The organism is Neobacillus niacini, from assembly GCF_030817595.1.
Taxonomy (GTDB): domain Bacteria; phylum Bacillota; class Bacilli; order Bacillales; family Cytobacillaceae; genus Neobacillus; species Neobacillus niacini_G.
Genome location: NZ_JAUSZN010000001.1, coordinates 5,311,365 through 5,325,139, shown reverse-complemented (window position 1 = coordinate 5,325,139; position 13,775 = coordinate 5,311,365). Strand labels below are relative to the sequence as shown.

Sequence of the window (13,775 nt, the reverse complement as noted above, 5' to 3'; positions counted from 1 at the left end):
CATTTTCTTGTCTATGACTTCGTTTCATAAACAATATTAGGTCGCTTTCCATTAATATCACCTTTAACACCCTTTAAAGCATCGATAATCCCTTTCGAGATCATTCTAAAGCGTACTGATCTTGGCTTCACAAAAAGTGTGAAAAAGAAAAACTTAAACAATAAGATGGGGATATATTTAAGTTTAAAACTGACCGGCACATAGGACCTAGTAAACATAATAAGGGTGTTCCGAAATTGATAATAATGCCTTATTGGCGAAGGTACGCCAATGCTCTTCCCTAAAAAGTGGTACCTGTCTTCACCTAAACGATGGGCCATCTTTACTTCTTTTGTTACATACGTTGTGAATCCCATTTGTTCGGCTCTCCAGCACCATTCATAATCAACTAAATCAATAAATAAATCCTCTTCCATTCCGCCTATTTGAATAAATGCATGTTTAGGAATTAATGATCCAGAACTTAAGGTTTGTTGAACCTTAATGATGCTTTCATCACCACTGCCATAGCTATGGTATACATCTTCTTCCGTTTTATCTCGGTCAAAAGCTAATGGACCGATGCAAGCAATGTTTTGATTTTGACTTACGATATAATTATATTCTCCTACCAATGTAGATACGGTTTCTTCCATTAATTTGCTGTCTTGATCCAGTAGAAAAAATGCATCAAAGCCTTTTTGTAAAGCCCACTTCATTCCAATATTTTGGGCAGCTGCAATACCAAAGTTTCCCTTGTTAGATATTACATGGAGGGCTTTATCAAGCTGTAACGCCATTACCTTTTGTTGAAGGGTATCATCCGTTGAATTATCCACGATGCAAATCATGCCTACTTGGTGAATAACAGATTCTATATTTTCCTTTAGCTCATCAATATTAGGGTTATAAGTAACTAATATACCGCAGACATTTTGATTAGTAAGTATGCTCTCAGCCATTTGTAAATTTCCCTTTCTTATTGAATAAGCCATCTCTTATTCCCTTAACAATATATTGAAACCTTTGAAACCTCGGTGATACAAAGATAGGGTAAAGAATGAACTCAATACTTCTTTCAACTACAGCCTTAAGCTTCCAGTAGGGTGGCACATAATCCCTTTTTAAAAGAAAAAGTGTATTTCTAAATTGATAATAGTGTCTGATAGGAGAAGGGATTAATAAATTATACACTTTTAAAATCTTTACGTTTTTCTGCCCAACCATATGGCCCATTCTAGCCCGTTTACTGCTAAACACTCTATAGCCATATTTCCTAGCTCTCCAACACCATTCAAAATCGACTAAATCAATAAATAAGTCCTCATCCATCATACCAACAACTTTAACAGCTTCTGCGACGATTAATTTACCCGAACTAATTAAAACATCTTTTTCAACAAAGTCTTCGTTTAATTCAATCCCCTTATTGACTAGAGGTTTATAATTTTCATTTGTATTTTTATTAAAGATATCCGGTCCAAGACAAGCAACTTTTATCCCTTGGTTTTTTAAAAATTGGACTCCTTCTACCAGAGTACTTATAAGGTTTTCTGGGGGATTGCTGTCTTGGTCTAAAAGTAAAATACCATCAAAATTTTGTTCGATCGCCAATTTTATGCCAACATTATGCGCCGCTCCAATCCCCATATTTTCCTTTAAAGAAACCCATTCAATTTTACTTACTTGTCCATCTTCGTTTAGGAAGTTGTTTGTAACTGGTTGTTCACTATTATCCACAATGATTAATTTATCTACTTGTCCAACAATCGATTTAATATTATTTGATAACTCTTCTAGGTTTGGGTAGAAACAAACCATAACCGCACAAACCTTAAATTTTTGATTCACTATTGTTACCTTCTTTTAAATATAGTTTACCTAATGAACTTAATACAATTAATACCACAATATTTGTTGTATCAAATAAATAGGGATTGGTAAATGCATATACAACGTAAGAAAGATAAAGTAGATAGATATATTTATTTTTCCAAAATTTGATCACATATGTGATCTTTGTAAATAAAAACACCAAGAAGTATAGAATACCCACCTGATTCATAATGTAGATTGTTTGTAATTCAAAGTAGTAGTAAGTTCTATAGTCCCGGTAGTCTGATATGACATTGATTACATTTCCAAGACCTTGACCAAATAATAAAGTGATGGGTGATTCGGTTAAATTGACAATCAGATGGTTCACTTGATCAAATCGGGTAGGAATGGAGACTTGCATTTTTAATATGAACAATTCCTTTAAATATGGAAATACAAGTGCACCAACAAGAACCAATACGAGTAATAAGGAACCTGTCATCGTGAGAATTCGCTTCCCACTACTGAATAGCTTCTTTAAATAGGCAGATACTTTTTGGTTTGAGAAGAATAAAATGACACAGTACATACCTAAATAGAACACGATTGCTAATATAAATGCAAAATTCCCGGCGACCATCGTTCCCACAAAAAGAAGAGAAGCCGCCGCAATCTTTAGTCGTTTGGATTGGATAGCATATAAACTTACTAAAAAGGCAATTGGCAGTACCGGATTACCTTTAATTTGAATTCGATAAAAATATTGATTAAAAGTATAAATATCCCCAAAACCATACTCCATTACTTTTGATCTTATATACCCTGAAAAATCAGGATCTCCTAAAAAAACGATATAGGTTTCAAAACCAATTAAGAGAACACTATGTAAAACTGCCAATCCAATAAAAATCGTAACGTATACTTTTTTAGGAGGTAAAAAGAACGCCGATAGAATTAAGATTAAGATAACATAAAAGCGTATGGCTAAAGATACACTGTTATCTTCTATTACAATCGAATAGATGAGAAATATCGTTAACCAGATTATATTAAGGATAAATAAGTACTTTATTTTTTTTGCACTTCCCCAGAACGCCTTTATCAGGAAGGGAATGGAGAAAACAAAAATTAATATGAGACTCGGACTGATGATTTTTGATAGTTGATAAAACGGAACTTGTCTTGTTATTGCAAATACACACAGAAAAAAAGAAAAAACGGATAGTGAAGATAAAACGGATAGAACAAAACGTTGATTCTTTATAGCAAACTCCTCCTGTTAAAAAACCTAAGCTAAAATAAAGTCAGCCAGAAAAAATTCAGAGATATTTCCAGTCAGGTTGTATTGTAACATATTTCGTCATTTATTTTAAAAAATAATACTGTTATATTTAATTTGTTATTTTCTATAGCCGCTATGATAATGTAGAGAGGATTATAAAACCACGTTAAAGTCTAAAATATCTTTTGCATGGTAAATTCATAATTGGAGTGAAGTACTTTGTACATATTTCAACGTTCTAAGCTATCATTAATAATCTTATTGTTTATAATTTTATATGGAGTTCATCTCGCAGTGGCACCTTATCCTGGTGATGATTTTTTTTATAAAACAGCGTCTCAAAATTATTCTATTTTAGAATGGATACAATTTAGATATTTTGAATGGTCAGGCCGCATTATACCAGATATCCTTTCCTATTATTTACTGGATGGAAAAGTATGGGTTTGGCGTCTAATAAATCCGTTTATTATTTTATTATTAGCCTATTCAATCATTCGTATTATAAAAGGGCATGTAAGTACTACATATCTCGTATTGGCAATCTTAACCTTGGGCTATATACACCAAGGCGTTTTAAGTTCTGGATTTTTCTGGGTCACCGGTTCTTTAAATTACTTATGGCCCATAGCTTTGGGTCTGTTCGCCATGATACCTTTAGCAGATAAAGTTTTTAGGGATAAAAAAAATTCAGATGCTCGGCTTCCATTTATTATTTTTATATTATGTGGTTTCTTAGCTTCTATCAGTAATGAACAGGTTGCTTTATGTATTTCATGTTTTTCAATAGCAGCTCACATATGTCTTTTTTTCCAACATAAACATCAAGAAACAAAATTATTTATCTTCACTGGCATAATGGTGATTGGAACCATTATTTTATTGATTGCTCCAGGTAATCAAGTACGAATGGAAAGTGAAATCGCCAGCTGGTATCCGGAATTTAACGACTTATCTTTTCTGAAACATCTTTATGTTGGCGTAGTGTGGTTTTTCGATAAGATGTTTAATGAAATGAGGATACTAGTTTTTACCTTAGCTGCCATAACGGTTACCGGCTATCTGCTGGATAGTGAGTTACGTAAATTATGGCTATCTAAATTTTTCGCCTTACTCTTTGCAATCGTTTTGAGTGCACTACTTTTAGGTAATGAGATGAATTTGTTTTATAATTTCAGTAAAATTAACAGCATTAATATTACCCCCAATGTCACTTATTTATGGGAAGTTAAATATTCACTTATTATTGCACTGATTCCATACCTATTTTGGTCGGCATTTAGCTTAATACTAATTATTTTAGTAGTGAGAAAAAGCGAAAATAGATTCTTTATCCTACTTTGTTTCCTGGGATTAATCGCATCAATAGCAGTAATGTTTTTTTCGCCTACTATTTATGCCTCTGGCAGAAGAGTACTTACAGTAGGTTCAGTATTGTTTTCCTTGATCATTATCTATTTCCTAATTAAACATAAAATGCTTGATAATAAGCTAGGATTATGGGTTTATTCCATTATACCGATTATTAATTTAATATCGATGACTGCTAAATGGTTAGCGTGGGGATTCAAACCATTTCTGTAAGAAAAAAAATCAGTTGGGAGGAGGAAAACCCAACTGATTTTTTTATGTTTACCTATTTATTCATTGACTCGTTTCGTCCTAAAAACTACATATTTGCTTACAATATAGTTCATAATTACCACAACTATATTCGCAGCTATTTTAGCAATAAAATCATCAATTTTAATTATTTCTACTAACACGACCATAATGCCGAGATCCATCCCCAACGAAACCACTCGAAAAAAGGTAAATGAAAAAAACTCTTGTATGACGGCATTTAATTCGGTGAAATTACTTTTAAAAACATATTTTTTATTTGTTAAAAAGGCAAAAACCACTGATATGAGCCAGGCAATTGTTGTTGATAAGATATATTTAATATGTAGATATTCTCTAAGGAAAACGTAGCATAGAATATTGATAACAGTTGTAAGTACACCAAATAAGAGATACATAACAATCTCATTTCTTTTTTCCATAGACTACCTCCTGAACGTTCATTCCTTACTAACTGCCTGAAGTTTATTGGTATCGAAGTTGTTTATTTTAACATTGTTATATTCATCAACAAAATAAAGTGGCCGGTTTTTCGTTTCATTAAAAATCCTGCCAATATATTCTCCTAAAATACCTAATGAAATGAGTTGAATACCTCCTAAAAATAAGATTACTGTCATTAAAGAAGGATAACCCGCTACAGGTTCCCCAAAAAGCATCGTCTTTGCGATAATCCAAATCATGTAAATAAAGGCACAAAAAGAGACAATACACCCAAATAGAGCAGAAATCCGAAGTGGAGTAGTAGTAAAGGATGTAATTCCCTCAATGGCTAAATCAAATAGTTTAAAATAATTCCACTTCGTTTCTCCAGCTGCACGCGGGTCCCTATCGAATAAAATCTCCTTTTTATTAAACCCTATCCAGCTAAACATTCCTTTTGTATATCTCTGAGTCTCTCTTAATTGCCTTAAAGCATCAACACACCGACGATCCAGCAGCCTAAAGTCCCCTGTATCCCTTTGAATCGGCACTCTTGCAACTTTTTCTAATAACCTATAAAAAGCTGTCGCAGTCGTCTTCTTTATCCAAGTTTCCCCGGATCTAGAGTTCCTTTTCGCATAAACATCATCGTATCCATTTTCCCAATAGTGAATCATTTCAGGGATTAATTCAGGAGGATCCTGTAGGTCAGCATCTATAATGATTACAGCATCACCTTCAGCATAGTCAAGACCTGCAATCATGGCTGTTTCTTTGCCAAAATTACGAGAAAGATTGACATATGAAACTCTATTATCCATTTCTCTTAATAATTTGATTTTCGGTAAAGTTTCATCCGTGCTTCCATCGTTAATAAATAGTAATTCAAATTTATATAAAGGCAATGTATTAAAAACATTTATCAATCTTGAATATAATTGTTGCAACACGTCTTCTTCGTTATACGCTGGTACTAGAATGGTCACTTTCTTTTTCCCAATCACTCGTTTTCCTCCTATGAATTATAATTCAATCTTAAAAATTTCCAAAAGCTGCGCCCTTGGAAATTTCTAATTTATATCGTTATTCTAAAGAGGCCCATTTAAGTTGAATTTGACCTGGGTAAGGAAAAGCCACACTATTTACCTTTTTGCTTTGGATTACTTCATCAGTAAAAAAGTAAATTGGAATAATTGGCATTGCGTCTACCAACAGTTCTTCTGCCTTCTTTAATAATTCCAGGCGTTTGTTTGTATCCGTCTCTAACTTGGATTGCATCAATAAATTTTCAAACTCTTCATTTTGCCATCCAACCCCATTGGTACTAGTATTTGCATGACTAAATAATTCAAGCACGTTAACCGGCTCTCTATAAGAGCTCAACGATTTTATGAGAGCAACTTCATAATCAAAGGTTCGAATTTCTTCATTTTGGATATTCCAATCTGAACGTTCAAGCGTCACCTTAACACCTAAGTTTTCTGTCCACATCTTTTGAATAGATTCAGCAATTCCCACATCCGTTTCATTCGTGGTAATAGACAGAGTAATCGTGGGCAGTTCTGAGGCCCCTTGATAGCCCAGCTCTTCTAATCCTTTTTGTAAATATTCCTGTGCCTTTTTTATATCATTATCTTGAAAATACCCTTTTTTATTTTCAGAAAAAATCGCTGGATGTACAGCAGCCATAGCTGGATAGATTTCCTGATTCTTCATATTATCAACGATTTCTTGACGGTTAATCGCTAACGCAAAGGCTTTTCGGATATTTTCGTTCGTAAACGGTTCCGTTTTTGTATTTAATTTAAATGAGTACGTACCTGCAATGGATTGAGTATAAAATAATTCATCCTCAATCATCATCGACTCAATAGGTGAACTGATCAAATCCAAATCACCGTTTTCATATAAAGATAGTTCTTTTGCTGGATCATTGACCATATGCATGGAAATTTTCTCTAATTTCACCATATTTGCGTCCCAGTAACTTTTATTTTTTTCAAGGACAATTTTATCATCATGCGACCATTCACTTAATTGGAAAGATCCATTTGATGTATATTGATTACTAACCTCATTTGCCCAGTCAGGATTTTTTTCAGCTATTTTACTGTTAATTGGGAAGTATGCCCCTAATGATACGATATTATAAAAATTAGGAATTGGGTTGACAAGTGTCACTTCTAATGTTTTCTCATCAATAGCCCTTACCCCTACATTTTCTATACTGCCTTTACCCTCATTAAATTCTTTTGCACCTTCGATATAATAAAGTTGGTAAGCATTGGCCGACTTATTTTTAGGGTCCAAAGCCCATTTCCATGCATATTCAAAATCCTTGGCAATGACTGGGTCGCCATTTGACCATTTAGCTTCCCGAATGGTAAATGTATATGTTTTTTGATCATCTGATATTTTTACGAAGGAGGCCGCAGCATTTACCGTCTGGCCCCATAATTCTGTTCGCGTTAAACCCTCAAATAATTGTAAAACAACTGATTCTGAAACTGAATCATTTGCAAGACCAGGATGTAACGTCAGTGGTTCTCTGCCGATATTTATTTTAAGATGCTGTGATACACTTCCACTTACCTCTTCCTCGACAGCATTTATGTTCTTGCCAAATAGTTTTACGTATGCCATGCTAAGGAACATACTTAAAATGAGCAGCATGCTTAAGATGAGTAGTAAATTTTTTTTCATTGTATTCCCCCCATTTCACAAGCCTTTTTAGATGTAATAAATAACACCATCTATGTAATTAGAAAAGATGGTGTCCAGTGTTTTTTACTATATTACATTCTTTTCACTTCTAGAGTATTTAATAAAATGTTTCCACGTTGTCTTCAAAAAAACCATATAATCTTTAAGAGAAGCCTGATGGTACCGTTTTTTAATTATTTTTATTAAAGATGTGAGTGCACGGTCACTATAGACAATCCACATGCCAAACGAGCTCATCTTGTTATATCTTGAAAGAAAATACATCTCACTTTTTAACATTTCGGTGTCAACAAATAAATTATCTTTACCCGTTGTTAAACCATGATGATGGACGATTTTTGAATCAGGCAGGAAGCAGGCTTGATAGCCTAAATTCATCATTTTTTGACAAAGAATATCTTCTTCAAAATATAAGAAAGTATGTTCATCGAATAATCCTACTTCCTCTAACATTTCACGTTTTGCCATAAAACAGCAGCCAGAAAATTTATAGATAGATATCGGATCATTCCCTATAGCATTACTCGTTAAATTGTATTGCTTGTCATATTGTCTCTTACTCTCTTTAGATAAAAACTTTTCTAGTCTTGTATGATGGAGCAGATAATCCCTGTTGCTAACTTTTTTTAATGAAGGTAAATTATGTAATACTCCTTCTGGTGACAAAATATAAGGAGCAGTGACAGCAGTATTCTCATTACTTTCAAGAAATGAATACATACGATTGATACTATCCTCTAAAAAAATAACATCATTATTCGTAACAGTAATGATGTCATAGCCATCTTTTATAGCCTGTCTAATCCCATTATTATTGCCTCTTGCATATCCTAAATTTTCAGATTTAATCACAACGACTTTCTCATTACCTCGATATTCTTTTTCAATTTGATAATAGGAGTCATTGGTTGAACCGTTGTCTACTATATAAATGGTGTAATTTTGTTTGCATGTTTCAAAAATTGACTCTACACAACGTAATGTCATTTCCCACGTATTATAATTCAAAATAACAAAGGCTATCATTTTATTTTTTCAACTCCAAAGTACAACTAGTAGAACTATCCTTATAACTCATGCTTAATTTTATCCCAATAAAAACGGTATACTTTTACTAACAGTTCGGGCGAAATAAGGCCGATCATTAATAGAATTTTTTTCTTCTTATTATAATCATTTTTCGATACTACTGATTTTAATTTTTTCCGGTCTACAGCAATTAAATATTTATATTGCTTCTTTTCATTTCTAAAATACTTCTCTACATTGATATATAACTCTAATCCCTTTAACACCAATTCGGCATATACCTCATTAGCGTGCTCTGGATAATTTTCAAGGTAAAAGGTATACATATCCTTTCTAACTTGATATTCATCTATACGCTTTTTGGAAAAGGTCTTCCGTAACGTGCTTTTATCATTATATCGATAATTGTATAATGGCTTCCCTGTGTAAAAAATTTTATTAGAACGATGTATGATTTTATAAGCAAAATCCATATCTTCTAAAATATATCCTTCTTTAAAGCGTAACCCATTGAATAATTCCCGTTTATATATTTTATTACATGGACTAAAGGTAAGTCTCTCATTTAAATAGATTTCACCGATTGCAGCTTCTCGGTCAAATATACGATCGGTCAAATCAAGACAAAAAAGGCGTTTTGAAGAGTCCTTTTGATATTCAACAATATTACATGCACTTATATCTGCTTCCATTTCTATTGCTTTTTCATACAAAATTTTGTACATATCAAAGTCTATCCAATCATCGCTATCAATGAACCCAATATAATCTCCCTTAGCGATATCGATTCCTCTGTTTCTTGCCGAAGATTGACCGCCGTTTTCTTTATGTATTACAGCTATTCTCTTATCCTTCTTTGCATATTCATCACAAATTTGCCCACTTTGGTCACTAGACCCATCGTTAACTAAAATAACTTCAAAATCTATAAAGGACTGGTTAAGAATACTTTTGATACAATCATGAATATAATTTTCAACATTGAACACGGGTACAATAATGCTAATTTTAGGATTCATATCGTTTCTCCCTATTGAACAAAACTAATCTCCTACTGAACACAATTAGTACTATACCTAAACTTTGCTTTTACTTCAACATTTTATATCATCCTTACTTAATCTCATTACCTTGCCATTTTCTTAAAAAAAACATATTTATACGTTGTTTCTCATTACATTTAATGCTAATCTTAACTGATGAAAAATGATATAAATACATTAATTTCTCTAAAGGATTTGAAAGCATTTTATGGGTAAACTTATTTCGAATTACTTATATACGGTAATCTATCAACTTTTATTATTAGTGACTCCATTTATCCTGACACCATACATCTCTCGAGTACTAAAACCTGAAGGGATCGGTACGGATGCCTATGTATTATCTATCGTTCAACTTTTCTTAGTTTTTGCCATTTTAAGCATTCCAATGTATGGAAGCAGACAAATTGCTACAAAGCAAGCATTGGAAGAGCGATCAAAAGAATTCTGGTCCATATATTTCATACAACTTTTCATTTCCATGATAACTTTAGTGGTCTATCTGTTATTTGCTTTAACTGCCAACGAATATAAATCACTATTTTTCATTCATATCTTCACATTGGTTGCCACCACTATAGATGTATCTTGGTATTTTATTGGGAAAGAGCAAATTAAGAGCGTAACAACACGAAATATACTAGTAAGATTGGTCAGCATCGTATTGGTTTTTACTCTTGTAAAAGATATTGATGATTTATCTTATTATATAACGATCAATGCCGTTACCCTTTTCGTAGGCCAATTAATTATGTGGATTCCTTTATTAAAAGAAATTACTTTTAAAAGAATTGCTTATCGTGATATAAAAGTACATTTTTGGCCAATCATTGGCTTGTTTTTACCCCAAATAATGATACAAGTATATACTCTTGTTAATAGAATCGTATTAGGACGCGTCTCCGGGGAAGTTGAAGTTGGTTATTACAATCAAGCGGATAAAGTCGTACGAATTGCTTTAGGATTTATTACCTCACTAGGTTCTGTTTTACTTCCAAGAATGGCACATGAATTTTCTCAAGGGAATACTGAATCCATGAAAAAATACATTAAATATGCCCTTCAATTTGTATTATTGATTACACTGCCAATGACCTTAGGATTAATGGGAATCGCTCCTAACTTTGTATCATGGTTCTTAGGTAATGAATTTAATGCAGTAATTAATTTGTTAATTATTATGAGTCCAGTAATATTTTTCGTAGGATTAGCTAATATATTTGGAATTCAAATTTTGGTTTCAACGAACCAGCAAAATAAATATGCTATCGCCATTACAATTGGTGCAATACTAAGTTTAATTACAAATTTCTTATTTGTATCGCATCTTGCAAGTACAGCTGCTACCGTAGCTCTGTTAGTGGCAGAAGCTGTAGGAGCCATTATTCAAATGTATTTCGCAAGAAAGTATTTTGAATTTAAAAACTTTGCAGGAATGTTTATAAAGTATTTCGTCTTAAGTTTACTTGTTTTCTTTTCAGTGAGTGCTGTTGATAAATTTATCAATATAAGCCCGCTGCTGGTGACTTTTATTCAAATATTCATTGGAGTTAGCGTTTACTTGATTGGGTTGATAGTGATTAAAGATTCACTTATTGTTACAATCATCAATACGGTCAAGAGGAAAATGTTACCCAAATGAAAAGAAAAGCACAAGAACTAAGTTCTTGTGCTTACCTTTATTTACTTAGAAAACAACAATTCCATACTATATTGATTACCTGCTAATAAGTCATATTGAATCAGCTTATAGTCTTCCAATAGCTGTTCCTGCTCTTTTGTCAGTTTCGTTATTAATTCTTGATCACTTCCGAGTTTGGTGATACCTTTCATTGCGGGTATTTCACTTCTAACTTGATCAAGTAAGTGATAAAAGCCTGGTTTTTCCTGACCAATCATATCGTAAACAACAGGAGCTAAATAATAGGGACTAATGGTGTTGAGGTCATATTTTGCCGTTTCAAAGTTAGAGTAAATTAAAAGAGGTGTTTCATAATATTTTAATTCTCTAATCTTTGGGTCTTCATCATGATAACCCGCTTCTTTATAAATAGAGTAATCCCCTCCCAGAACCGGTAAATGATCACCCCAAAAAACCACAACTGTAGGCTCGCCTATTTCTTCTAATTGATCTACTAAATATTTAAAAGCTAAATCTGATCTTCTTAGTCCTTCAGTATATACTTTAACCTGCGAGATTGAATCTGGGTGTAGACCTGAAACATCAATTGGATAATCAGGATAATTTTTTTCATTGTAAGGCATATGATTTTGAATCGATACCCCATGAATGAACATTGGTTTTTCCTGATTTTTAATATTGTCTACTATTTCTTGTGTAAATGATTCATCATTTATAAGTGCGCCGCCCGTTTTCTCTGTATGCTTCATAGTGCCTTCATCCAAAAATTCATTAAACCCTAACGTTTGATAGACAAGATTTCGTTTATAAAAAACCTTACTGCCTGGGTGAATGGCCAAGGATTCGTATCCTTTATTCTCCAAATCACTTACTAACGTTGGAATAAACTTTTTTTGTGGGACTAAATCTTGATAAGGGATTGCTCCTTCATTTAAGAATGACATGGTAAATCCAGTTAACGCTTCAAATTCAACATTAGCTGTTCCTCCACCGAAGTTTGAGGATAGAATTTGGCCAGATGTATGTTTTGTCATTAATTCACGTACATTTTTAATTGGATCTTCACTGAAAGAAATATTTAATTTTGTCGGATCCCAGAATGTTTCACTCATTAAATAAATAATGTTAGGCTTCTTTCCAGTTTCACTAGAGTTGTTAGCGCTCTTTAAGTATTTTCGAGCCGTCTCTTCAACCTTTTGTTTCGTATATCCCTCTGGTTCTTCAAATCCTTCAACATGTAAATTTGAAACAAAACCAAATAAAAAGCCATTTGTTTGATAGTTATAAGTTTGGTTCCACTTTACGATTTCGATGTTGTTTTTTTCGACAAATGATTTCATAAAAGTATTAGGGAAATAAGTATATGAATAAATCATAGTTATGGCCACAACAAGAATTAATCCTCTCACCCATAGAGCAATTCTTAATTTAGGCAGAAAGACTGATATAATTCCAACAACACACACAATTATAACAAGGAAAATAACTTGGTTAATTGAAATATATTCTTTAACCATTGGTATTACATCTTTTAAATGATTAATTTGAGTATAGTCAGCTGGATATAGAGGCTCTCCCCTTAGGTTCAGCTTATTGTAATGGATAAACCCAATTATTAATAACACTAAACTGGTAATGAAAGAACTAATATAGATATTTCCAACCAAAACAAACATAAACATGTATATGATCAGTAAATAAAACACTCCAGCAAAAAAAGGCTTGATATGCTCCCCAATCCATTGGTGTGTTAACAGTGGGTCTTTTAATGTTTGGAAGTATTGGAAGTAAAAGTTTATAAAAATTGAAGCACCCAACAAAATAAGAAAGAGCATTAAATATTTTAATAATACCAAAATCCAATTATTCTTTTCCTTTAACTTGTTATAAATCTTAAGTTGTATTTTAGCTGTGAAAATAAAGGCAAGAAAAATAGTAAATAAATACATGGCAAACCTTTTGGTGTCAAACTGAATCCAGAGGAAAAAATCATTTATTTTATTATCTTCAATAAAGATTTTATAACTAAATAACACCAAGAAAGACAAAATTGTATTTACAATTATTAATATACTAAATTGATGATAGGACTGTTTATTCATGTACGTCTCCTAGTTGAATTGGGTATATTATTATTATAACTTTTTGTGAAAAGTCTATCACAAGGTTTTATTCATTTACATAAGTAAATATTAACAATAGTGTAATTTAT

At 32.6% G+C, this 13,775-nt stretch carries 11 protein-coding genes; 2 read left to right on the top strand and 9 right to left on the bottom strand.

Annotation, left to right across the window (positions count from 1 at the left end):
• Positions 1–11 precede the first annotated feature (11 nt).
• From QFZ31_RS25070 to QFZ31_RS25060, 3 genes are read right to left on the bottom strand one after another with little or no spacing between them, the layout of a single operon-like run.
• Entirely contained in the window at positions 12–941 is a 930-nt protein-coding gene (locus QFZ31_RS25070) for a glycosyltransferase family 2 protein (RefSeq protein ID WP_307308252.1), read from the bottom strand.
• On the bottom strand, positions 934–1,830 hold the full coding sequence (locus QFZ31_RS25065; protein ID WP_307308249.1) for a glycosyltransferase family 2 protein: 897 nt from the start codon (positions 1,828–1,830) through the stop codon (positions 934–936). The genes QFZ31_RS25070 and QFZ31_RS25065 overlap by 8 nt, the downstream gene beginning before the upstream one ends.
• Complete coding sequence (locus QFZ31_RS25060) at positions 1,814–2,695, bottom strand: hypothetical protein (RefSeq protein WP_307308246.1); 882 nt, start codon at positions 2,693–2,695, stop codon at positions 1,814–1,816. Before QFZ31_RS25060 ends, QFZ31_RS25065 begins: the two co-directional genes overlap by 17 nt.
• A 603-nt stretch (positions 2,696–3,298) precedes the next feature.
• Between QFZ31_RS25060 and QFZ31_RS25055 the strand changes: the two genes are divergently transcribed.
• The gene (locus QFZ31_RS25055; RefSeq protein ID WP_307308242.1) at positions 3,299–4,663 is read left to right on the top strand and encodes a DUF6056 family protein; all 1,365 of its coding nucleotides are present in this window, start codon (positions 3,299–3,301) and stop codon (positions 4,661–4,663) included.
• Between the two features lie 56 nt (positions 4,664–4,719).
• Here QFZ31_RS25055 and QFZ31_RS25050 read toward each other — a convergent pair whose 3' ends face one another.
• The 5 genes from QFZ31_RS25050 to QFZ31_RS25030 all read right to left on the bottom strand — a co-directional run bounded on the left by QFZ31_RS25050 (position 4,720) and on the right by QFZ31_RS25030 (position 9,897).
• On the bottom strand, positions 4,720–5,124 hold the full coding sequence (locus tag QFZ31_RS25050; protein ID WP_307308240.1) for a GtrA family protein: 405 nt from the start codon (positions 5,122–5,124) through the stop codon (positions 4,720–4,722).
• An 18-nt stretch (positions 5,125–5,142) separates the two neighbouring features.
• Positions 5,143–6,129 (bottom strand): glycosyltransferase family 2 protein, encoded by a 987-nt coding sequence (locus tag QFZ31_RS25045; RefSeq protein WP_307308237.1) that lies wholly within the window; start codon positions 6,127–6,129, stop codon positions 5,143–5,145.
• A gap of 79 nt (positions 6,130–6,208) precedes the next feature.
• The gene (locus tag QFZ31_RS25040) at positions 6,209–7,828 is read right to left on the bottom strand and encodes a peptide ABC transporter substrate-binding protein (RefSeq protein WP_307308235.1); all 1,620 of its coding nucleotides are present in this window, start codon (positions 7,826–7,828) and stop codon (positions 6,209–6,211) included.
• Between the two features lie 87 nt (positions 7,829–7,915).
• The gene (locus QFZ31_RS25035) at positions 7,916–8,875 is read right to left on the bottom strand and encodes a glycosyltransferase family 2 protein (protein ID WP_307308232.1); all 960 of its coding nucleotides are present in this window, start codon (positions 8,873–8,875) and stop codon (positions 7,916–7,918) included.
• 41 nt (positions 8,876–8,916) lie between these two features.
• Positions 8,917–9,897: a glycosyltransferase family 2 protein gene (locus QFZ31_RS25030; protein ID WP_307308229.1), complete on the bottom strand. Its 981-nt coding sequence runs from the start codon at positions 9,895–9,897 to the stop codon at positions 8,917–8,919.
• 232 nt (positions 9,898–10,129) lie between these two features.
• On the opposite strand from QFZ31_RS25030, the gene QFZ31_RS25025 reads away from it, so the two are divergent.
• Positions 10,130–11,563, top strand: coding sequence for an oligosaccharide flippase family protein (locus QFZ31_RS25025; protein ID WP_307308227.1), 1,434 nt, complete (start codon positions 10,130–10,132; stop codon positions 11,561–11,563).
• A gap of 41 nt (positions 11,564–11,604) precedes the next feature.
• Here QFZ31_RS25025 and QFZ31_RS25020 read toward each other — a convergent pair whose 3' ends face one another.
• Positions 11,605–13,665 carry an LTA synthase family protein gene (locus QFZ31_RS25020; RefSeq protein WP_307308225.1) on the bottom strand — a complete coding sequence of 687 codons (2,061 nt, stop codon included), beginning with the start codon at positions 13,663–13,665 and terminating at the stop codon, positions 11,605–11,607.
• Positions 13,666–13,775 lie beyond the last annotated feature (110 nt).